Origin of the sequence: Achromobacter pestifer, from assembly GCF_902859625.1 — a bacterium.
Classification (GTDB): domain Bacteria; phylum Pseudomonadota; class Gammaproteobacteria; order Burkholderiales; family Burkholderiaceae_B; genus Achromobacter; species Achromobacter pestifer.
The window spans coordinates 346860-367135 of record NZ_CADIJX010000004.1 but is presented as its reverse complement, the minus strand read 5'-3'; the positions used below and the strand labels follow the sequence as shown (position 1 = coordinate 367135).

General features: G+C 64.3%; 20 protein-coding genes and 2 tRNA genes. 7 read left to right on the top strand and 15 right to left on the bottom strand.

All coding sequences use genetic code 11. The features are described from left to right. Nucleotides 1–66: 66 nt before the first annotated feature. From HV753_RS17485 to HV753_RS17475, 3 genes are all read right to left on the bottom strand, one after another. Nucleotides 67–1455 (bottom strand): GTPase/DUF3482 domain-containing protein, encoded by a 1389-nt coding sequence (locus HV753_RS17485; protein WP_175175769.1) that lies wholly within the window; start codon nucleotides 1453–1455, stop codon nucleotides 67–69. Beyond that, nucleotides 1448–2896, bottom strand: coding sequence for a DUF2868 domain-containing protein (locus tag HV753_RS17480; protein ID WP_175175768.1), 1449 nt, complete (start codon nucleotides 2894–2896; stop codon nucleotides 1448–1450). Before HV753_RS17480 ends, HV753_RS17485 begins: the two co-directional genes overlap by 8 nt. Nucleotides 2897–3000: 104 nt before the next feature. After that, nucleotides 3001–3891, bottom strand: coding sequence for a helix-turn-helix domain-containing protein (locus tag HV753_RS17475; RefSeq protein ID WP_175175767.1), 891 nt, complete (start codon nucleotides 3889–3891; stop codon nucleotides 3001–3003). 162 nt (nucleotides 3892–4053) lie between these two features. Here HV753_RS17475 and HV753_RS17470 point away from each other — a divergent pair, with 162 nt between their 5' ends. Then, complete coding sequence (locus HV753_RS17470; protein ID WP_175175766.1) at nucleotides 4054–4947, top strand: DMT family transporter; 894 nt, start codon at nucleotides 4054–4056, stop codon at nucleotides 4945–4947. A gap of 8 nt (nucleotides 4948–4955) precedes the next feature. On the opposite strand, the gene HV753_RS17465 is transcribed toward HV753_RS17470, so the two are convergent. The 5 genes from HV753_RS17465 to HV753_RS17445 form a co-directional block, all read right to left on the bottom strand. Further along, on the bottom strand, nucleotides 4956–6152 hold the full coding sequence (locus tag HV753_RS17465) for an aminotransferase class V-fold PLP-dependent enzyme (protein ID WP_175175765.1): 1197 nt from the start codon (nucleotides 6150–6152) through the stop codon (nucleotides 4956–4958). Nucleotides 6153–6164: 12 nt separating this feature from the next. Further along, the gene (locus HV753_RS17460; RefSeq protein WP_175175763.1) at nucleotides 6165–6638 is read right to left on the bottom strand and encodes a RidA family protein; all 474 of its coding nucleotides are present in this window, start codon (nucleotides 6636–6638) and stop codon (nucleotides 6165–6167) included. Between the two features lie 104 nt (nucleotides 6639–6742). Further along, on the bottom strand, nucleotides 6743–7684 hold the full coding sequence (gene gcvA / locus HV753_RS17455; protein WP_175175761.1) for a transcriptional regulator GcvA: 942 nt from the start codon (nucleotides 7682–7684) through the stop codon (nucleotides 6743–6745). Between the two features lie 209 nt (nucleotides 7685–7893). Further along, nucleotides 7894–7969, bottom strand: a tRNA-Asn gene (locus HV753_RS17450). A gap of 66 nt (nucleotides 7970–8035) precedes the next feature. Next, nucleotides 8036–8836, bottom strand: a complete 801-nt coding sequence (locus HV753_RS17445) for an IclR family transcriptional regulator (protein ID WP_175175759.1) — start codon at nucleotides 8834–8836, stop codon at nucleotides 8036–8038. A 148-nt stretch (nucleotides 8837–8984) separates the two neighbouring features. Between HV753_RS17445 and HV753_RS17440 the strand changes: the two genes are divergently transcribed. From HV753_RS17440 to HV753_RS17420, 5 genes are all read left to right on the top strand, one after another. Continuing rightward, nucleotides 8985–10406 (top strand): amidase, encoded by a 1422-nt coding sequence (locus tag HV753_RS17440; protein WP_175175758.1) that lies wholly within the window; start codon nucleotides 8985–8987, stop codon nucleotides 10404–10406. Between the two features lie 30 nt (nucleotides 10407–10436). Further along, entirely contained in the window at nucleotides 10437–11402 is a 966-nt protein-coding gene (locus tag HV753_RS17435) for a Bug family tripartite tricarboxylate transporter substrate binding protein (RefSeq protein WP_175175757.1), read from the top strand. A gap of 149 nt (nucleotides 11403–11551) precedes the next feature. Further along, nucleotides 11552–12940, top strand: coding sequence for a GntP family permease (locus tag HV753_RS17430; RefSeq protein WP_175175755.1), 1389 nt, complete (start codon nucleotides 11552–11554; stop codon nucleotides 12938–12940). 307 nt (nucleotides 12941–13247) lie between these two features. Then, entirely contained in the window at nucleotides 13248–13565 is a 318-nt protein-coding gene (locus HV753_RS17425) for a type II toxin-antitoxin system RelE/ParE family toxin (RefSeq protein ID WP_175175753.1), read from the top strand. A 3-nt stretch (nucleotides 13566–13568) separates the two neighbouring features. Further along, on the top strand, nucleotides 13569–13862 hold the full coding sequence (locus tag HV753_RS17420) for an addiction module antidote protein (RefSeq protein WP_175175752.1): 294 nt from the start codon (nucleotides 13569–13571) through the stop codon (nucleotides 13860–13862). 277 nt (nucleotides 13863–14139) lie between these two features. On the opposite strand, the gene HV753_RS17415 is transcribed toward HV753_RS17420, so the two are convergent. From HV753_RS17415 to petA, 6 genes are all read right to left on the bottom strand, one after another. Further along, nucleotides 14140–14215: transfer RNA gene (locus HV753_RS17415), tRNA-Thr, on the bottom strand. Nucleotides 14216–14472: 257 nt separating this feature from the next. Then, entirely contained in the window at nucleotides 14473–14922 is a 450-nt protein-coding gene (locus HV753_RS17410) for a ClpXP protease specificity-enhancing factor (RefSeq protein WP_175175751.1), read from the bottom strand. 12 nt (nucleotides 14923–14934) lie between these two features. Continuing rightward, nucleotides 14935–15546: a glutathione S-transferase N-terminal domain-containing protein gene (locus tag HV753_RS17405; RefSeq protein ID WP_006224517.1), complete on the bottom strand. Its 612-nt coding sequence runs from the start codon at nucleotides 15544–15546 to the stop codon at nucleotides 14935–14937. 154 nt (nucleotides 15547–15700) lie between these two features. Then, on the bottom strand, nucleotides 15701–16561 hold the full coding sequence (locus HV753_RS17400) for a cytochrome c1 (RefSeq protein ID WP_175175750.1): 861 nt from the start codon (nucleotides 16559–16561) through the stop codon (nucleotides 15701–15703). 23 nt (nucleotides 16562–16584) lie between these two features. Further along, nucleotides 16585–17973 carry a cytochrome b gene (locus HV753_RS17395; RefSeq protein WP_175175749.1) on the bottom strand — a complete coding sequence of 463 codons (1389 nt, stop codon included), beginning with the start codon at nucleotides 17971–17973 and terminating at the stop codon, nucleotides 16585–16587. Between the two features lie 75 nt (nucleotides 17974–18048). Further along, entirely contained in the window at nucleotides 18049–18690 is a 642-nt protein-coding gene (gene petA, locus HV753_RS17390) for a ubiquinol-cytochrome c reductase iron-sulfur subunit (RefSeq protein ID WP_175175748.1), read from the bottom strand. A gap of 140 nt (nucleotides 18691–18830) precedes the next feature. Here petA and mscL point away from each other — a divergent pair, with 140 nt between their 5' ends. After that, entirely contained in the window at nucleotides 18831–19280 is a 450-nt protein-coding gene (mscL, locus tag HV753_RS17385) for a large conductance mechanosensitive channel protein MscL (RefSeq protein ID WP_175175747.1), read from the top strand. A 123-nt stretch (nucleotides 19281–19403) separates the two neighbouring features. Here the strand turns inward: mscL and HV753_RS17380 are convergent, their stop codons facing one another. Further along, nucleotides 19404–20165: an aldolase gene (locus HV753_RS17380; protein WP_175175746.1), complete on the bottom strand. Its 762-nt coding sequence runs from the start codon at nucleotides 20163–20165 to the stop codon at nucleotides 19404–19406. Nucleotides 20166–20276: the final 111 nt, after the last annotated feature.

Sequence of the window (20276 nt, the reverse complement as noted above, 5' to 3'; positions counted from 1 at the left end):
TTGGGGTTAGTACTTGCTTGCCGTATGCCTTGAATGGTGCGTTCCGCGCGGCAAGCGGCGCAAGGGTCAGGCGTCTGGCTCAGGCGTGGCGGCAAGGGTTTTCGCCAACTCGTGGACGATGCGCTTCCTGCGGTCGCTGTCTTCATGGTGTTTGCCCAGCGCGGACCATTCCGGTCGGCTGCGCGCTTCTTTCAATGCCTCGGGCAACGGGCCCTTGCGCCAGGCTTCCTCATCCGGAAGGGCTAGCGTCAAGGGCTTGCGCGCCGCATGGCCACGGCGTTCCAGTGCGTCGATCAATTGCCGCTGGCGCAAGGCCAGCAAGCGCAGCACGGCGTCGTCCACGCTGATCTCGCGCCATCCCCGCAGCTTGCCGGCGACGCGCTTGCCCAGCTTTTCAACGCCCTGCCACAGTCCGCCTGCGGCAGCGCCGATCAGCATGCCGGTGCCCAGGCTGAGCCCTGCGCTGAACAGGTCGACCGCGGCGCCCGCCATCGCGCCGGCGGCAGCGCCCATGCCGACTTGAACGCCCATGTCTTTCAGCGCTTGGGGATGGAACAAATCCATGCCCCAGCGTTCGCCTTGCAGCGGCAACACGTCGTCAGTGATATCAGACGGACGGAAGTTATAGAGTGCCAACAAGGCGTTCACGCAAGTCTGTTCGCGCTGGCGGACCTGATCGCGCAATTGGTTTGATGCGGCGGCAAGCGTGGCGTCGTCGCTAGGGCTGGACAGGCGTAGCGCGGCGACGTCGACCAGGAGATCGGCCAACAGTTCGTAGGCGGCGGCGTGACGTTCGCGGCGTTGCGCGGACAGACTGTCCGACAGCCGAGTCAACGCGGCTGCATGCCGGTCCAGCAACACGCCCAATTTGGCGTACAGCTGTTGCTCGGCATCGAGTGGCGGCGCCACGGTGTCGAATTCCACGACCGCATGCAGGCCCAGCCGGGCCATCGCGCCGCGCCATTCGTCGGCACGGTGCGCGGGCGCGTTCACGAAATTCAGCACGGGCAACAAGGGCCGGCCGCAAGCGGCCAGGATGGAGAGTTCGTCGCGATGCTTGCCCAGCACGGGATCGCGCGCGTCGATCACATAGAGCGCCGCGTCGCAGTCCAACATCTTTGTCAGAACGCGGGCTTCCTGTTCGTAGCGGCCGTGGGCTTCAGGGGTGTCCAGGAAGCGGCGGACACGTGCCGGGCCGTCCAGCCGTTCGTCGGGGCTGCCCAGCCGTTCCAGGTATTCCAGCAAGGCGATGCTGTCTTCCATGCCCGGGGTGTCGAACCATTCCAGCACGGGACGGCCTTCCAGGCGTAGCCGCGCGCCTTCGACGTGGCGAGTGGTGCCGGGGCTGTCGGCCACGTCGCCGAAGGCGGTGTCGCGCGTGAGCGTACGCAGCAATGAGGTCTTGCCGGTGTTGGTGTGGCCAACCACCGCGATCTTGATGACGCCGTCAGTCATGGCCGGTCTCCAGCCACGTCAGCGGCGCGGCGGGGGTTTGCAGAATGGCGTTAGCGGGTAGCCCCAGTGCCAGCAGCCGTTCGCGCCACACTGCGGCGCGCGTGCCCGCGTCGGGCGCATCCGCGGCGGCCGACGGGGTGATGAGCCAGACACGGGTGGTCTGGGCATGGGCGGACAATTCGGCGATCAGGGACAAGGTGCCACGGTCGGGAGTCTGGCGGGCGTCGCAGGCAATCAGCAGGCGCGAGGCGACTGCCTGGGACAGCGCGTCCAATACCCGGTTGCGTTCTTCGCGCGTGTCCAGGTTGCCGGCCATTTGGATGCCGGGAGATACCTCGGCGGGCGGCCAGGTCAGGTCGGAGGGCAATTCCAGGCCCAGCAGCACGGGTTGGCCCGCCAATCCGGCCAGCGATGGCATGGCGACGCGCGGTTCGTGCAGCGGGTCCACCGGCCGGTCGATGCCGGTGGATTGCGCCGGGGGTTCAAGGCGATCGCGCAGCGGCGAGAAACCGGCCAGCGTGGGGTCGATGCGCAGGTTTCGCAGGGCACGCAGGGTGGTGGCCACGCAGAGCGCGCCTGCCAATAGACGCGGCAGAATGCCATAGACGACGAACACGCCGATCAGCCATTGCGCCCATTGCACCTGAGCGTCGGCGGACAGCGTTTGGACGCCGTCGCTGGCACGGATGATGGCGGCGTCGGGCATGGGGAAACCCAGGTGCGCGGGCAGCCAGCCGATGGCCTGCGTGAGCCAGACGAAGGTGTCGGGCGTTAACAGCGTCGTGGCCCAGATGAAGCGGTAGCTGGCCGTGGACAGCACCACCAGCAAGGCCGCCAGCGCGGCGCATAGCGCCGTCAGCCACAACAGATGACTGATGGCGCCGAAAAGCCAGCGCAAGGCGCCGGCGCGGGCCAGCAGGTTGAGGAAGGCCTGCGGCACCAGGGCGCCGTCGGGTCCGCGGGCCAGCTTGCGGGTGGCCCACAGCCAGAGGCGGCCCAGCCCGGTCACGGCGGAGGGTCTGAGCAGGAAACTGGCCAGCCACAACAGGAAGGTCAACACGTGCAGGCCAAGCAAGGCGCCCAGCGCCCACAGCACGTTGACCGGCCGCGACCCGTCGCCCAGCGCACCCAGGGCGACGGCGATGCCGGACATCAAGGCCAGCACGAACAGCACGGCCAGGATGCCCCGAGCGCTGCGGCGCCAGGCATCAACGAGCGGGGTCAGGTTTTCGCGTTGCGCCAGGAGATCGGCGCGGGCCAGGATGCGCGACGGCAGGTCGGAGTCCAGCTGTCGCACGCGCCGGACGGCATCGGCATCGTCCAGGGGGCCCCAATGGGTTTCGCGCAGGCGGATGAGTTCGGCCAGCCAATGTGCGCGCAACGGACGCGCAGTGGCGGGGCCGGCCACGGGATTGGAATCGCGAGAGGGCGAAGACGGCATCGCGGTGGGGGCAAGCGCGGGCGGGCCGCGGCGTCAGGCCGCTAAGGGCGATGCGTCATTGTAGACCGGGCAGGTCGGGAAACGGGGCCGGACAGCCGCCGTGTTCAGTGCGGGCGGCGTGCGCTGCGGTACTGGCCGGGCGTGACGCCAATGGCGTCGCGGAACACTCGGGACAGGTGGCTGGCGTTGCCGAAGCCGCTGGCCTGGGCAATGCCGGCCAGGTCGCCTTTGCCCGTCGCCAGCAGGCCTCGTGCATGTGCCAGGCGGCGTCCGCGTACCCAGGCGTGCGGCGGTTCGCCGAACGAGGTGTGGAACATGCGGGCAAAGTGGTAGGTGGACAGCGCCGCCACCCCCGCCAGTTGATCCAGGGTCAGCGGTTCGTGCAGATGCGTATCGATGTAGTCCATGATGCGTCGGCGCACGGCGGGCGCCAGGCCGCCACGGGCGGCGTGCGCCGCCTTGCGCGCCACGCCTTGATTCAGCAGGTGGTGCAGCACGGTTTCCGCCGCGCTGCTGGCCGCCAGCCGATCCGCTGGCTGCGACCAGTCGGTGCCCAGCAACTGGCGGCAGACGTCGCTTAGCGAGTCGTCCTGGATATAAGTGCGGTCGCGCAGTTCCAGCGTGCGAGGTTCGCAGTCCAGCCGCATGATGGCTTCGCGCGCCAGGCGTTCGGGTGCGATGTACAAGTGCAGGAAATGCACGGTGTCCTTCATGCACCAGCGCGAATAGTGTTCGGCGGGCAGCACGCAGAACTTGCCGGCGCCGCCGTGAAGTGCGTCCTGGCCCACGCGGAAGGATTTATCGCCGCCGTGCAGGTACAGCGACAGCGTGTGATGGCCGGGGGTGTCGTAGCCCAGCGTCTCGTTGGCGCTGCGGCCCCATTGCGAAATGGCCATGCCTTCGCCAAGGGGCGACGCGCGTTCCAGGGTGGCGGTGGAGCGCGACAGGGTGCGGAAGACGGAGAAATCGGCCGGGGCCGAGGCGATGGTGCCCATAGGACTGAAATGCTACTGCGATCTCACGCGCGGCGCGCGCGAGTCTGCGTAAAAACCGCAAGATCCGGCAATTCCGGCTAGCCGCGGCGGCGCACACTCGCAGCCCACGGCTTCATGTTCGGCCGACCTGTTCCATGACCCCTTTTTCTTGCTGATGGCATCGTGAATCTCTTCCTGTATTTCCTGACGGTCGTGATCTGGGGCACCACCTGGATCGCCATCAAGTTGCAGCTGGGCGTGGTGGCCATCCCCGTGTCCATCTTCTACCGCTTCGCGCTGGCGGGCCTGGTGCTGTTTGCCGCCCTGCTGTTGACCCGCAAATTGCAGACGCTGGATCGGCGCGGCCATTGGCTCTGCGTGGGTCAGGGCCTGTGCTTGTTCTGTCTGAATTTCCTGTGCTTCTATACCGCCACGCAGTGGATTCCCAGCGGCCTGGTATCGGTGGTGTTTTCCGCCGCGACGTTGTGGAATGCGCTGAATGCGCGGTTGTGGTTCGGCACGCGCGTCGCGTCGCGCGTGATGCTGGCCGGCGGCGTTGGCTTTGCTGGCCTGGTGTTGCTGTTCTGGCCCGAGCTTGCCAGCCAGCAGGCCAGCCACGAGACGCTGCTGGGATTGGGTTTTGCCTTGCTGGGCACGTTCTGCTTTTCCACCGGCAACATGCTGTCCTCGTTGCAGCAGCGCGCCGGCATCCGGCCGCTGACGGGCAACGCCTACAGCATGCTGTACGGCGCGTCGATCCTGTTGGCGGGTTGCGTGGTGGCGGGCCTGCCTTTCCAGTTCGACACATCGACGCCCTATGTGGGCGCTCTGCTCTACCTGGCCATTCCCGGCTCGGTGATCGGATTCACCGCCTATCTGACCTTGGTCGGGCGCATGGGGCCGGCTCGCGCCGCCTATTGCACCGTGTTGTTCCCCGTGGTGGCGCTGAGCGTGTCGACGGTGGCCGAAGGCTATCAGTGGACGCCATCGGCCTTCGCGGGCCTGGCGCTGGTGATGTTCGGCAACCTGCTCGTCTTCACGAAATGGTCGCCGTTCATGCGTCGCGCGGCGGCATGAGCCGGATGCTAACGGGCCAGTTGTCGTAGCCCATCCAGCAGGCGGGCAAGCTCGGCATCGCTCGTCAGATAGCTGACCGAGGCGCGCGCGATCTGCGTCAGGCCGCGCGCCTGCATGTCCAGCGGCGTGTAGGGCACGCCGTTGCTGCCGATGGTGATGCCTTGCGCCGCCAGGGCGCGTTGCACGGCGGGGGCCTCGTGGCCGGCCAGGTTGAAGGACACCAGGCCGGATTGCTCCCGGCCTTGATCCAGCACGGTCAGGCCCGGGATGGCCGCCAGTTCGGCGCGCAGGGTCCGGGCCCGCGCGTCAATGGTGGCGCGAATGACCTCCAATCCGATATCCAGCGCTTCTTGCAACGCATTGGCCAACCCGCAGCGCAGCGCCAGCGAGTTCTCGGCGGATTCCAGGCGGGCGGCGTCGGGACGCAATTGGGGCTGGCCGTCCGCGCCCAAGGGGGCGGAATGCGTATCGACGAAGGCAGGCGTGAGCTGGTCCAGGAAATCGCGCCGCACGTACAGCAGGCCGGTGCCACGCGGGCCGCGCAAGGCTTTGCGGCCGGCGCCGCTCAAGACATCGCAACCGATCTCCGCCACGTCCACGGGCAGTTGGCCGACTGCTTGCGCCGCGTCCACGAAATACGGGACGCCATGACGTCGCGCCACCAGGCCGACGGCGGCGGCGGGATTGATCAGGCCGCCGTTGGCGGGTAGCCACGTCAGGGCGATCAGGCGCACGCGGTCGTCGAGCATGCCGGCAAGCGCCTCCGCGTCCACGCAGCCGCTGTCATCGGACGGGATGGTTTCGAGCACGGCGCCCGCACGTTCGGCACGCAAGCGCATGGCGGCCAGGTTGCCGCCCCATTCATGGCGGCCGACAAGGATGCGGTCGCCGGGCCGCCACGGCGCCAGCGCCGCGAAGGCCGCGCCCCAGCCGGGGGAATTACCGGTGGTCAGCGCGATTTCCTCGGGCTGGGCGTTCAGCAGCCTGGCTGCCAGTGTGCGGGCGTTTTCGGTCAGCGCGCGCGCGGCCACGCCGGCTTCCATCGGACCCAGCGCGGCTTCGCGCTGTAGATGCGCGTATATCGCATCCAGCGTGCCGGATGAGGGCAAGGACGAACCCGCGTGATTGAAGTGGACACTGCTTTGCGTGCCGGGCGTCCGGGCGCGCAGCGCGTGGACGGCGTCAGGGGTCAGCGGGGCGGGCATGGCCGTCGACGATCAGGCGGGCGTCAAGGCGATGACGGCCTCGACTTCCACGGACACGCCCTGGGGCAGGGACGCCACGCCGACGGCGCTGCGCGCATGGCGGCCGGCATCGCCAAACACGTCCACCATCAGGTCGGATGCGCCGTTGGCGATGGCGCTCTGGCGGTTGAAGTCAGGCGTGCTGGCCACGAATACACCCAGGCGCACGACGCGCGCCACGCGGTCCAGGCGGTCGCCGGTGGCTGCCGCGATCTGCGACAGGATGCCCAGGCTGGACAGCTTGGCGGCCGCGACGCCATCGGCGTCAGACACCTGGTTGCCCAACTGGCCCAGGTAAGCGGGCTTGCCGCCCTGGCGCGAGATCTGGCCCGAGATATAGAGCAGGTTGCCGTCCTGGACGAACGGCACGTAGTTGGCGGCGGGCGCCGAGGCGGCTTCCAGGGCGTAGCCCAGTTCGGCCACGCGGCCGGAGATGGTGCGGGTCATGTCGATTCACCTGTAAAGGAGGTAAGCGGATAGGGCAAGCTTTGATGCTATCGGCCATGGCGGCGCATGACCAATCAATTCTTGCAGGGCATGCATGAGTAAAACTAATACGTGCCGTGAATGTCCGTGCCGGCGGCCGGGTCTTCGGATGCCGACGCCGCCTGGATCAGCCAGTCGTGCAAGGCCCTTACCGCAGGCGCCAGGGCGCCGCGAGGGGCCACGAACCACCAACCGATGCGGGGGTCTTCCAGCACCGTGCCAGGCAGCGCCTGCACCAGCGCGCCGCTGGCCAGGTGCGGGGCGATCAGGCGATGCCGGCCCATGGCCAGACCCTGGCCCGCCAAGGCGGCTTCGACAACGATGTTGTAGTCGTGCAGATGCACGGTCTGGGCGCGGCCCAGGTCCATGCCGAAGCGCCGTGCCCAGGCGTCCCATTCAAAGGGTTGCTTGGCGTGCGAGGCCAGTAAGGGATAGCGCAGCAGATCGTCTGGCGCGCGGGGCCGCTTGCGCCCGCCTATCAGTGCGGGGGCGCACACGACGGACAGTCGTTCGGCCATCAGCAGTCGCGATGCCACGCCGGGCCAGCCGCCGCGGCCGTAGCGGATCGCCACATCCACGTCGCCACCGGCTACGTCAGCCAGGCTGATGTCGGGCTGCAATTGCAGGTCGATGTCCGGATGCGCGGCGGCGAAGGCAGGCAGGCGCGGCGCCAGCCAGCGCGTGGCGAACGAGGCCAGCAATCCCACCTTGAGCGTGCGACGTGTCGCGGCGGGAGCGCGGATGGCGTCGGTGCCCTGCCGCAGCAATTCAAAGGCGGCATGCACGTGGTCGTAATAGGCGAGTCCCGCAGGTGTCAGCGCCACGGCGCGCGTGCGGCGCTCGAACAGTGCAACGCCTAACTCGCTTTCCAGCCGCTGGATGTGATGGCTGACGGCGCTTTGCGTGACGAAGAGTTCTTGTGCGGCCAGCGAAAAGCTCAGGCGTCGCGCAGCCGCTTCAAAAGCGCGCAGGGAGACCAGGGCAGGCAGGGATCGCGTGGAACGCATGGAGGCGACGACGTGGCTTCAGGAGGGGATGCGCGTCATCCTACGCTTTGTGGAAGGCATGGCAACTGGGCCGGTAAACGGGGGCGCCGCCGACGCATAAGTGCCGACGTCCCGTTCCGAACTTCCAATGCAAAAAGCCCGCAAACAAGTTGCGGGCTTTTTTAGGGGTACTGCGAGCAGTGCGGATAAAAAATGCACGGCTGAATTCTTGGCTCCCCGAGCTGGGCTCGAACCAGCGACCTGCGGATTAACAGTCCGTCGCTCTACCGACTGAGCTATCGGGGAACAGGTAGAGGGGCCGAATTATGCACAAAAAATCGGAAGAATGCAAAACGGCCTGAAAAGTTTCAATCAGGCGTCCTGGATCGCCTGTGCCGTGCGGAACAGTTGCGGCACGATATCGCTCAGCAAGCGGTCGCTGGGATAGTCGTGGCGCGGCGCCCTCACGCTGATCGCGGCCAGCGGCGTGTCCCGCGCGTCGCGCAGCAGCACCGCCGCGCCCACCTGGTTTTGCAGCACCTGGTCTTCGGTCAGCGCGTAGCCGTCGTCGCGGGCCTGGCGGATCATCGCCAGCAAGGCGTCCGGGTCGACGACCGTGCGTGGCGTGAACGCGCGCGGCGGCGCGCGCAGCAGCGCCTGGCGGATCGCGTCATCGTCTTGCGCGGTCAGCAGCATGCGCCCGCCGCTGTTGCACCACGCGGGCATGCGGCGGCCGGGCAGCATTTCGGCCAGGGTCAATTGCCGGCTGGGCAGGCGCAGCAGATAGATCATGTCGCCGCCGGCCAGCACGCTCAGGTGCACGGCCAGGCCGCAGCGGTCGCGCAGTGCGACCAGATGCGGCGCGGCCATGGATACCAGCCGGTCGCTGCGCAGGAAGAAGTAGCCCAATTCCACCACGCGGGGCGCCAGGCGGTAACGGCGCGAGGCCGGGTCCTTGATCAGGTAGCCCATGCGCTCCCATGTGTGGATAAAGCGCTGTGCGGCGCTTTTTCCCAAGCCTGTGACCGTGGCGATGTCGGTCAGGCCTAGCGAGTCCGAGGCGTCGCGGAATGCGTCCAGCACGCGCATGCCCTTTTCCAGCGACGCGACAAACAAGGGGTCGTCAGCATCAGCGGCGGCGGTAGCGGCAAGGGGGGGCGGGCGTGTCGTCATGAGGTTCCGTGCCGGGCGGCGCAAGAGAGCGGATGCGGTGGCGTCAGAGGGCAGCGCTAGTTTCCCCGAATTGTCCGGGGGCGGAATACCCACTATAAAGCTGATTATTCAATACTTTATATCGTATTGCAATACATTGCGGCTATACATGACCCAGATTTCTTCCCTTTGTGAAATGACCGCCGTAGCCCTGCGCGCTGACATCGCCGCCGGCCATGTCAGCGCTCGCGACGTGACGGCTGCGCACTTGGCGAGCATCGATGCCTGCAACGCCCAGGTGAATGCGGTAGTCACCGTGGACGCCGAAGGCGCCCTGGCGCGCGCCCTGCTTGCCGACGAGCGCCAGGCGGCCGGCCATCCGCTGGGCTTGCTGCACGGCTTGCCCATCGTGCACAAGGATTCCTTCCTGACGGCCGGCATACGCACCACTTATGGGTCGCCGCTGCATCGGGATTTCGTGCCCGAGCGCGATAGCCTGATCGTCAGCCGCGAGCGCGCGGCAGGGGCGATCACGCTGGGCAAGACCAACCTGCCCGAGTTCGGCGCCGGTTCGCAGACGTTCAATCCGGTATTTGGCGCCACCCGCAATCCCTACGACCTGCGCCTGACCGCCGGCGGCAGCAGCGGCGGCGCCGCTGCTGCCCTGGCCGCCCGCATGGCGCCCTTGGCCGACGGTACGGACATGGGGGGATCGCTGCGCAACCCGGCCTCGTTCTGCAACGTGGTGGGCCTGCGACCGTCGCCGGGGCGTGTCCCGCAATGGCCCACGGCCAGCCCGTACAACGCCTTGACCGTCGCAGGTCCCATGGCGCGCACGGTCGCCGATGTGGCGCTGCTGCTTGCCGCCACGGCGGGCGCGGATGCGCGCGACCCGCTGGCCATCGAGCAGGACCCTGCCCGCTTCCTGGACAGCCTGTCGCGTGATTTCAAGGGCGTGCGCATCGCCTACGCGCCGACGTGGGGCGGTCTGCCGGTACAAGCCGCAGTGGTGCAGGCGCTTGCGCGCCAACTGCCGGTCTTTGCGGACCTGGGCGCCCAGGTGGAACCGGCCTGCCCGGATTTCACCGGCGCGGACGCCGCCTTCCAGGCCTTGCGCGGGCAAACCTTCGCTGTGGGCTACGAAGCGGTGCTGCGCGAGCACAGGCACCTGCTCAAGGACAGCGTCATCTGGAACATCGAGCTGGGCCTGCAACAACCGGCCGCCGCCATCGTACAGGCCGAGCGCGACCGCGCTGCCCTGTTCGCGCGAATGCATGCCTTCATGCAGAACTACGAATTCCTGATCGGGCCGGTGAGCCAGGTACTGCCGTTCCCGGTCGAACAGGAGACCGTGAGCTGCATCGAAGGCACGCCGATGCACAACTACATCGACTGGATGCGTTCAGGCTATTACCTGTCGCTGACCGGCCATCCGGCCATTTCGGTGCCCTGCGGCTTCAGCGATGCGGGTCTGCCCATCGGCATCCAGATCGTGGGCCGCTATCGCCGGGAACATGCGCTGCTGCAACTGGCGCACGCGTTCGAACAATCCACGCAGTATTGGCGCCAGGCGCCCGTGCTGCCGCACTGACCACTACGCCAACAACACAAGGGGAAAACAATGAATCACACTGCCGCCCGCGCCTTAGCCCTGTGCGTCTTGGCTGCGATGCCGCTGATAACCTCGGCCCAGGCCTATCCGGAAAAACCGGTCACCATGGTGGTGCCGTTCCCGCCCGGCGGATCCACCGACGTCATCGGCCGGCTTTTTGCCGTCAAGCTGGGAGCGCGCCTGGGCCAGACAATCGTCATTGAAAATAAGCCCGGCGCCAACACCGGCATCGGCGCCGCCGCCGTCGCCCGCGCCGCGCCTGACGGCTACACGCTGATGATCACCGGCGCCCCGACGTTCACGTCGAACCCGCTGCTGTATCCGAACCTGAACTATGACCCGATCAAGAGCTACGAATATGTCGCCGTCGCCGGCAGCACGCCGTTCGTGATTCTGACGAATCCGCAGACCGGTATCGGCACCATGGCCGACATCACGAAGCAGTCCGCCACGCAGCCGCTCAGCTTCGGCTCGTTCGGCAACGGCTCCACCCCGCACATGGCGGGCGAATCATTGGCCCAGCGCACCGGCGCCAAATTGCTGCACGTGCCCTACCGCGGCAGCGCCCCGGCCATGACCGACCTGATCGGCAACCAGATTCCGTTGTCGATCGACACGCTGGTGGCGGGCCTGCCCCAGATCAAGGCCGGCAAGGTCCGCGCGGTGGCGCTGACGGGGCATGCGCGCTCGGCCCTCGTGCCCGATGTACCCACCGTCGCGGAGAGTGGCGTGGCTGGCTACGACTTCGAGACCTGGTTCGGCGTCGTCATGCCCAAAGGCACGCCCGCGCCCATCGTCGCCCGCATGTCCAAGGAAATCGAAGCGGTGATGGCGGAACCGGATACCCGCGCCAAACTGCAAGAGCTGGGCTTTGACGCCACCTACCAGGATCCGGCCGCATTCCGCCGCAAGGTAGAGACGGAACTAGAGCGCAACGCGGCGATCATCAAGGCGGCGGGGATCAAGCCGGATTGAAGGATTGGCGGCTCGTGGCGCCCTGATCGGGGATCGGGGCGACTGCCCGTCTTTCCACCGTCGCCGCCCGCGCGGCAAGTTGTAAGGCCGATCCCTTATGATGGCACCCAGAAGGTTCGCGACCTCTCTTGTTTTTTCTGGGTTCATACATGTCATCGTTCGACATTCAATTGTTGCTTACCGCTCTGGTAAGCGTCCTGGTGCTGGTCGCACTGATTGTTTCGCGCATCCGCATGCATCCGCTGCTGGCGCTCTTGATCGTCTCCATCGGCGTCGGTTTCGCCACGGGCATGGAGCCGGTGGCCATTGTCAAAAACCTGACCGACGGCGCGGGCAAGACCCTGGGCGCGGTGGGGGTGGTGATCGCCCTGGGCGCGATGCTGGGCAAGATCCTGGCGGATTCCGGCACCACCGAGCGCCTGGCCAATGCCATCTTGCGGCACACCTCTCCTCGCATGATCCCCTGGGCCATGACGCTGGTGGCTTTCGTCATCGGCATTCCCATGTTCTTTGAAGTGGGTCTGGTCGTGATGCTCCCGCTGATCTTCAGCGTGGCACGCAAGCTGGAAAGCCAGCAGCGTTTCAAAGGGTCTGCCTATGTGTACGTGGGCGTGCCGGTAATCGCGGCCCTGGCGGCCATGCACGGCATGGTGCCGCCGCATCCCGGCCCGCTGACCGCCATCGCGTCGTTGAAGACCACGATCGGCCCGACCATGATCTATGGCTTCATCGCCGCGCTGCCGGCCATGGTGTTTGGTGGTCCGCTGTATGGCGCGTTCATCGCTCCGCGCATGACCACCCGTCCGGATGAGGCCTTGCTGGAACAATTCACCGCTTCCAAGGAAGCGGATGCGAGCCAGGACGTGCCCAGTGTCGGATTGGGCATTCTTGCTGCCCTGCTGCCTGCCTTGCTGATGCTGGTGCACGCCGTGGCGGAGATGTCGCTGCCGAAGGGATCCAGCGCGTTGCACGTTGCCGCCTTCCTGGGCAATCCGGTGGTCGCCATGCTGCTGGGCGTGCTGTTCGCGGCCGTCACGCTGGTCTTCATGCGCCGGGGCGACGCGGAAAAACTGCGCGAGGCGCTCGGCCAAAGCCTCAAGCCCATTGCCGGGATCATGCTGATCATCGCTGGCGGCGGTGCTTTCCAGCAGGTATTGACCAGTGCCAAAGTCGGCGATGCCATCGTGCACCTGACGCAGCAGTTCGCGTTTCCGCCGCTGATCCTGGGCTGGCTGATCGCCATGCTGCTGTCGGTATCCACGGGGTCGGCCACGGTCGGCATCGTGGGGGCAGCCGGCTTGCTGGCGCCGCTGGCCGGCGCCGACCCGTCATTGAATCTGCCGTTGTTGGCGTTGTCGATCGGTTGCGGGTCGCTGTTCTTCAACTACGCCAACCATGCCGGCTTCTGGATGGTGAAGGAATCCTTCGGCATGACCATGGGCGAAGCCACCAAGACAATTTCGGTGGTGCAGTCGATCGTTGCCGTGGTGGGCCTGATCATGGTCCTGCTGTTCAACATGCTGCCGCCCTTGGGCTGACGTTCTTGGGCGGAATATCGCCGTGAAAAAGCAAAAAGCCCAACCGGAAGGTTGGGCTTTTTGCTTGATTCTATTGGGGTGCGCGCAGACGTGCGAGGGGGGTGGTCAGTCATGGAGATGACTTTCTGTCGAGTCATTAGACCCGCTCCCCATTCCCACATGGGGCGGTCGCCCACCTATCGAATCTCGGTTTTCCACATCCGACTGCGGCTGGCTCAGCAGCGAGGCGGGAATAAGGCAAAGGGGCTCGAAACGCCATACCGCCATAGACGATGTCAGACGGTATTGGATTGTATGGCTGTCTCTTATGGGTTACAGTAATCCTATGCCATCCATTCGCACTACCGCTGCTTTTGATGACTGGTTCTCCGCGTTGCGTGACATTCGCGCCAGGGTCCGTATCCAGGCACGGATTGATCGGCTTGAGATGGGAAACCCTGGCGACAGTAAAACGGTGGGCGGCGGAATTACCGAATTGCGTATCGACTACGGACCAGGCTACCGGGTCTATTACACCCAGCGCGGCGCGGTGCTGGTGGTGCTGCTGTGCGGCGGTGACAAGACGACGCAGCGCGCCGACATTACGCACGCTAAGGCCATTGCCAAAGCGCTTGAATTGGAGTGAATCATGACCAAAGTTCAAACACGACCCTGGGATTCCGCAGCCCATCTTCGTAACGAAGAAGAAGTAGCGGCCTACCTCGACGCGGTTCTTGATGAAGCCGGGGACGATCCGAAATTCGTCGCCCATGCGCTGGGCGTCATCGCTCGGGCACGCGGCATGACTCAGCTTGCCCGTGATACTGGCGTCAAGCGTGAAAGCCTGTACCGCGCCCTGTCCGGTGAAGGCAACCCTGAATTTGCCACCATCTGGAAGGTGGTCCGAGCGCTGGGTATTCGACTGCACGCCACGCCTGCTTGATGCGATTGCCGGGGGGCGGTCATGCTCCACCCCCATGCAGCGTGTACAGGCCCCGCGCCACGGCCTCAAACGAGTTTGCCGCCGCCAGTTTGGCCGTTCGCTTGGCTTGCATGGGCTCAGCGCCAGATGCGATCAAGGCCCCCGCCGTCGGCCAGCTGTAGGGCTTGGGGGCGTATGGCAATAGATAGCATTGGACGATCCCAGACGATAAAAAACCCGCAAAGCCTTAGCTGGTGCGGGTTTCGTGTACTACCGTGTACTACGTCAGACGGGAATTTGGTGCCGGTGAAAGGAATCGAACCCTCGACCTTCTCATTACAAGTGAGCTGCTCTACCAACTGAGCTACACCGGCGTGGCGTGCCGGGGCACGCGCAGGGACTGCATTGTAATGAAAAAACGGCGTCGCCGCGTGCGGAAGCCAGCAAGCCAGAATATGGGAGGGCAGCGTGGCTGCATTTCCCCTCGGCCTTCCAGCGTTGGCGCACGCAAGCGCCAGGCAGCAGAATGCGCCGCGCCGGCAGGAGGGGTTTCCTGCCAGGCACGGAACACGGGGAAGCTGTCTGGCTGCGAAGACATTGCGCCAGGCGCACTGTCCCCGCATCGCGGAGGTTACTTGACGATGGTCAAGCGCGGACGCTTGGGTTCGTCGTCATCTCCACCGTCGTCGCCGGGCGTGGCCTCGGTGTCGGAGCCTTCGGGCATGGCGGTATCCACCACGCCCTGGGCGCCGGCTTCCGGCGGTTCGTAGGGCTGCACTTCGAAGCCCATGCCTGCGCCGGTTTCACGCGCGTAAATGGCGCTGACGGCGCCCACGGGAACGTAGACGTTTTCGGTCACGCCGCTGAAGCGGGCTTGGAATTCAATGAATTCGTTGCCCAGCGTCAGACGGTTGGTGGCCAGCGTGCCTACGTTCAGTGTGATCTGCCCGTCACGCACATGAGCGACGGGCACCATGGTGTGCTCGTCGACCTGCACGGTGATGTACGGCGTGTAGCCGTTATCGGTGCACCATTCATGCAGTGCGCGGATCAGATACGGTTTGGTCGAAGTTTCACCCATCACACAACAGCCTTAACGACGCATCACTTTTTCCGAAGGCGTCAGCGCTTCGATGTAGGCCGGACGCGAGAAGATGCGTTCGGCGTACTTTTGCAGCGGGGCCGCATTCTTGGGCAGTTCGATGCCGTAGTGGTCCAGGCGCCACAGGAGCGGAGCCACAGCCACGTCGAGCATGGAGAATTCCTCGCCCAGCATGTACTTGTTCTTCAGCAGCATGGGAGCCAGCTGGGCCAGGCGGTCGCGAATGTTCTGGCGGGCATGGGCCAGCTTCTTCTCGTCGGGCTTGGCGCTGCGGTCTTCCAGCGTCGAGACGTGAACAAACAGTTCTTTCTCGAAGTTGTAGAGGAACAGGCGGGTACGGGCGCGCATGACCGGGTCAGCGGGCATCAACTGGGGGTGCGGGAAGCGCTCGTCGATGTACTCGTTGATGATGTTCGACTCGTACAGGACCAGGTCGCGTTCGACCAGAATGGGCACTTGACCGTACGGGTTCATCACCGAGATGTCTTCGGGCTTGTTGTACAGGTCGATGTCGCGGATCTCGAAATCCATACCCTTTTCAAACAACACGAAGCGGCAGCGTTGCGAAAACGGACACGTGGTTCCGGAATAGAGCACCATCATGGCGGTAAGTCCTTTATGAAAAACGAAAGGCCAGCGCCTAAATCTAGCAGGCGCTGGCCCCAATTGCCAGGCGGGATAGGCGTACAGCCCTATCCGCCGATGCCGTCCCTGTTAATAAACGGGGACGGCTTACTTGCCTGGCGGGGCGTTGCGGTTAGCGCACGTGTTTCCAGTACGAAGCGTTCAAGCGCCACGTAACCAGGAAGAACAGCAGCAGGAACAACATGACGCCAACGCCGAGACGGACGCGGAAAGTCTGGACGGGCTCGGCCATCCAGGACATGAACGCGGTCAGGTCTGCGACATCGTTGTCGTATGTTGCGACTTGGGCCGGATTGGCGGCCTTAAATTTGGCATCAAAGGTGGCATGGCCGTGGTAATCAGCTACCGGTTCGGCCTTGACCGTGGAAAAACCTTGAGCATCGTACACCGTCGTGACACGTTCCCAGTTTTTGGGTGTGCCTTCCTTGGCATCCTTGGCTTCAACTTCGTGCATGGCCACGGTGGTCAGCTCGCGCGGACCCTGGACTTCCCAGAGCGCATGGGGCATGCCCACCGCCGGGAAAACCAGGTTGTTCCAGCCGGTGGCGCGCGAGGTGTCGCGGTAGAAGGTGCGCAGGTAGGTGTAGATGTAGTCAGCGCCGGACGGACCCGCGTTGACCGATTTGGCACGGGCGATCACGGACAAGTCCGGGGGCGTCGTGCCAAACCACTTCTTGGCGTCCTTGGGCGTCATGGCAACGGTCATCATGTCGCCGACCTTTTCGCCGGTGAACAGCAGGCTTTCCTTGATTTGCTGGTCGGTCAGCCCGATGTCCTTCAACTTGTTGTAGCGCATCGAGGAGGCGCTATGACAGTTCAGGCAGTAGTTGACGAACAGCTTGGCGCCATTTTGCAGCGACGCCATGTCGTTGACGCGGTAAGGCGCCTTGTCCAGCGGGAATCCGCCTTCTGCGCCAAAAGTGGCGGTACACGTGAGCATCAAGGCCACGGCACCAATCAGCTTCTTGATCATGGTTAATCCGTTATCTGGTGGGCTCAGTGGGCGTGGAACGTAACGCGCTCAGGCACTTGCTTGAAGGTGCCAAGGCGGCTCCAGACCGGCATCAGGAAAAAGAATGCCAGGTACAGCAGCGTGCCGATTTGCGACGTGATGTTCAACGGCGGACTGGGCGGCTGCGTACCGATGTAGCCGAGCACCAGGAAGTTGACCATGAAGATGCCGTAGATCCATTTGTGCCACGTGGGGCGGTAGCGGATCGACTTGACCGGGGAATGGTCCAGCCAGGGCAGGAAGAACAGGATGACGACCGTGCCGCCCATGGCAACCACGCCCCAGAACTTGGCGTCGATCGCGCGCAGCAGCACGGCCACGACGATCAGGATGCCGGGGATGGCGATGCGCATGATGCCCTTCAGGTTGCTCTTGACGAGCAACGCGATGGCGCCCAGCACGGACGCGCCTGCCAGCACCCACGTGAATTCGTCGGTGGTGGCGCGCAGCATCGAGTAGAACGGCGTGAAGTACCAGACCGGCGCGATGTGCGGAGGCGTCTTCAGTGAGTCAGCAGGAATGAAGTTGTTGAACTCAAGGAAGTAGCCGCCCATCTCCGGCGCGAAGAACACGATGAAGGCGAACACAAGCAGGAAGCCCGCCACGCCCATCAAGTCATGCACCGAATAGAACGGATGGAACGGAATGCCATCCTTCGGCCGGCCGTACTTGTCTTTCGGACCCTGCTTGATTTCGATGCCGTCCGGGTTGTTCGAGCCGACTTCGTGCAGCGCGACCAGGTGCGCCGCCACCAGGCCCACCAGCACCAGCGGAATCGCGATGACGTGGAAGGCGAAGAAGCGGTTCAAGGTGGCGTCCGACACGACGTAGTCGCCGCGGATCCAGATCGACAGTTCCGGGCCGATGAACGGAATGGCCGCGAACAGGTTCACGATCACCTGTGCGCCCCAATACGACATCTGACCCCAGGGCAGCAGGTAGCCGAAGAAAGCTTCGGCCATCAGACAGAGGAAAATCGCCACGCCGAAGATCCACACAAGTTCGCGCGGCTTGCGGTAGGAACCGTAAAGCAGCCCGCGCAGCATGTGCAGGTACACGACGACAAAGAACATCGACGCGCCCGTGGAGTGCATATAGCGCACCAACCAGCCCCAGGGGACCTCGCGCATGATGTATTCGACGGACTGGAACGCGCGTTCGGCGTCCGGCTTGTAATGCATGACCAGGAAAATACCGGTCACGATCTGAAGCACCAGGACCAATAGGGCCAAGGAGCCAAAGAAATACCAGAAATTGAAATTCTTCGGTGCGTAGTACTCGGACAGATGGGCTTTCCAGGTGGAGGTCACCGGAAAGCGCCGGTCCAACCAGCCCAGCAGGCCTGTCGTCTCGACGGTTTTCTCGCCAGCCATGTAACGGCTCCTTCTCTAATACGTGTGCGTATTTGTTTTACTTACGTAATTCGGGAAAAAAGCGCGACGCGAGCGTCAGGCCTTGTTGTCTTCATCAACGCCCACGATGATGCGGGTGTCGCTGAGATATTGGTACGGCGGAACTTCGAGATTATCGGGAGCAGGCTTGTTCTTGTAGACCCGGCCAGCCAGGTCGAACGTGGAGCCGTGGCACGGGCAGAGGAATCCGCCTTGCCAATTGGCACCCATGCCGCCACCGCCGCCTGTTTCAAAGTGCGAGGTGGGCGAGCAGCCCAGATGGGTACAGATGCCGACACAGACGAAGAGCTCGGGCTTGCGCGAGCGGACTTCGTTTTCGGCGTATTTGGGCGTGAAGCCTGGCCGTTTTGAATCGGGATCGGCCAATAGCGGATCCAGCGTTTTCAACGCGGCGAGCTGTTCGGGAGAACGGTGCATGATCCACACCGGCTTCCCGCGCCATTCCACTGTTTTCATGGTGCCGACGGGAATATCCCCGACGTCCACTTCTACAGGGGCCCCGGCAGCGCGGGCCTTGTCAGAGGGAGAAAACGTGCTCACAAGCGGCAAAGCCGTTGCGACACCTGCTACGCCACCCACGGCACAGGCGGTGGTAACCCAGAAACGTCGCGAAGGATCGGGTGGCAGGTTGGGATCAACCGCACCGTCATCATCGTGCACCAGCGTATCCTGACTCATCTTCCTATCCTTGTTGATGCGCCCGCTCTACGAGTAGCATCATTTCTGCGGCATCGGGTTCGCGGGAATATGTAACAACATAGCAACCGCGTATTATAGCGCCAGCCCACTGACGGGCGTATCACGAAGGGAGTGCTTTTATGAGCAAAGCAACTGGTTTCGTCAAAGAATTCCGAGATTTCGCTGTAAAAGGCAATGCGGTTGACTTGGCGGTGGGTGTCATCATCGGTGCGGCGTTCGGCAGGATAGTCGACTCGCTCGTCAAAGACATCGTCATGCCTTTGGTCAACTTCATCCTGGGCGGCTCGGTCGATTTTTCGAACAAGTTCTTGGTGCTGTCGATGCCTGCTGGCTACAACGGCCCGATGACCTATGCCGACTTGTCCAAAGCGGGCGCCAACGTGTTCGCATGGGGTAATTTCGTCACCATCATCATCAACTTCGTGTTGTTGGCGTTCGTGATCTTCTGGATGGTCAAGGCCATCTACAAGGCGCGCGCCAAGGCCGAGGAAGCACCGGCCGCACCGGCCGCAACGCCCGAAGACGTGGCGCTGCTGCGCGAAATCCGCGATCTGCTCAAGAAGCCCTGATCCGACACTGCCGCAGCTCGGGCTTCGCCACTGAGCGGAGCCCGGGCTGCGGCTGGCGGACGTTCCCGCCGGCGCATGCCGGCCCCCGCTGAACGATCCGCAGCCAGTTCTTCCCCGCTTGGTCTATTCCGCAGCCATTTGCCGTTCGACGCGACGCGCGAACATGGCGAAGCTTGCACGCACGATGCTGGGCTTCAGCAGGAAGTCGTGCGATTCGGCGGCCAGCTCATCATTCACCGGTTTCACCTCGCCGTATGCGGCGGCCGCCAGCAACTGATTGCGGGCCGCGCGCTCGATCAGCACCGATAGGTACAGCGCTTCTTCCACGCAGGATCCGGCGGCCAGGAATCCATGGTTGGCCAGCAGAATGCAGCGCTTGTCGCCCAGTGCTGCCGAAATGATCTCGCCTTCCTGATCGGCGATGGGCAGGCCGGGCCATTCTTTCAGATGAGCGCAGTCGTTGTGGAACGGGGTGGCGTCCATGTGTGCCACGACCAGCGGCTGGCCCGTCATCGAGAGCGTCGAGACATGGGGCGGGTGCGTGTGGATGATGCACTGCACGTCGGGGCGCTGGCGATAGACCCAGAAATGAAAGCGCACGGCAGGATTGGGCGTGCCCGGGCCATCGAGCACCTCCATGTCCTCGTTGATGCGGATGACCGAGGCGGGGACGATCTCATCGAACGCCTGGGCCATGGGCGTCGTCAGGAACGTGCCGTCGTCTTTGCGCACGGTGATCTGGCCCGCCAGGGTTTCCGAATGGCCTTCGCTCGCGAGGATGCGACAGCTCAGCGCCACCTTTTCCTTCTCGCCCCAGTTTCCGAAGTCGAGTTTGTTCGCGGAGCGCGCAAAGAAGGCGTCGGCATGGGCTTGTTTTTCCAGCATGGGGTCTCCTTGGGGATAATGGCTCAATTACACGCCCGCCTCTGCCACCTGCAATTGACCGATCACGAACGTGGGTTGACTCAATGCGACAGGACGGCAGGCGCTTTTCGG

Coding starts and splice junctions, on each gene's coding strand:
- HV753_RS17435 (WP_175175757.1), top strand. CDS start 10,437: ATGAATCACACTGCCGCCCGCGCCTTAGCCCTGTGCGTCTTGGCTGCG.
- HV753_RS17430 (WP_175175755.1), top strand. CDS start 11,552: ATGTCATCGTTCGACATTCAATTGTTGCTTACCGCTCTGGTAAGCGTC.
- HV753_RS17395 (WP_175175749.1), bottom strand. CDS start 17,973: ATGGCTGGCGAGAAAACCGTCGAGACGACAGGCCTGCTGGGCTGGTTG.
- HV753_RS17400 (WP_175175750.1), bottom strand. CDS start 16,561: ATGATCAAGAAGCTGATTGGTGCCGTGGCCTTGATGCTCACGTGTACC.
- HV753_RS17465 (WP_175175765.1), bottom strand. CDS start 6,152: ATGCCCGCCCCGCTGACCCCTGACGCCGTCCACGCGCTGCGCGCCCGG.
- HV753_RS17410 (WP_175175751.1), bottom strand. CDS start 14,922: ATGGGTGAAACTTCGACCAAACCGTATCTGATCCGCGCACTGCATGAA.
- HV753_RS17480 (WP_175175768.1), bottom strand. CDS start 2,896: ATGCCGTCTTCGCCCTCTCGCGATTCCAATCCCGTGGCCGGCCCCGCC.
- HV753_RS17380 (WP_175175746.1), bottom strand. CDS start 20,165: ATGCTGGAAAAACAAGCCCATGCCGACGCCTTCTTTGCGCGCTCCGCG.
- HV753_RS17485 (WP_175175769.1), bottom strand. CDS start 1,455: ATGACTGACGGCGTCATCAAGATCGCGGTGGTTGGCCACACCAACACC.
- HV753_RS17440 (WP_175175758.1), top strand. CDS start 8,985: ATGACCCAGATTTCTTCCCTTTGTGAAATGACCGCCGTAGCCCTGCGC.
- HV753_RS17445 (WP_175175759.1), bottom strand. CDS start 8,836: ATGACGACACGCCCGCCCCCCCTTGCCGCTACCGCCGCCGCTGATGCT.
- petA (WP_175175748.1), bottom strand. CDS start 18,690: ATGAGTCAGGATACGCTGGTGCACGATGATGACGGTGCGGTTGATCCC.
- HV753_RS17425 (WP_175175753.1), top strand. CDS start 13,248: ATGGGTTACAGTAATCCTATGCCATCCATTCGCACTACCGCTGCTTTT.
- HV753_RS17420 (WP_175175752.1), top strand. CDS start 13,569: ATGACCAAAGTTCAAACACGACCCTGGGATTCCGCAGCCCATCTTCGT.
- HV753_RS17475 (WP_175175767.1), bottom strand. CDS start 3,891: ATGGGCACCATCGCCTCGGCCCCGGCCGATTTCTCCGTCTTCCGCACC.
- gcvA (WP_175175761.1), bottom strand. CDS start 7,684: ATGCGTTCCACGCGATCCCTGCCTGCCCTGGTCTCCCTGCGCGCTTTT.
- HV753_RS17460 (WP_175175763.1), bottom strand. CDS start 6,638: ATGACCCGCACCATCTCCGGCCGCGTGGCCGAACTGGGCTACGCCCTG.
- mscL (WP_175175747.1), top strand. CDS start 18,831: ATGAGCAAAGCAACTGGTTTCGTCAAAGAATTCCGAGATTTCGCTGTA.
- HV753_RS17405 (WP_006224517.1), bottom strand. CDS start 15,546: ATGATGGTGCTCTATTCCGGAACCACGTGTCCGTTTTCGCAACGCTGC.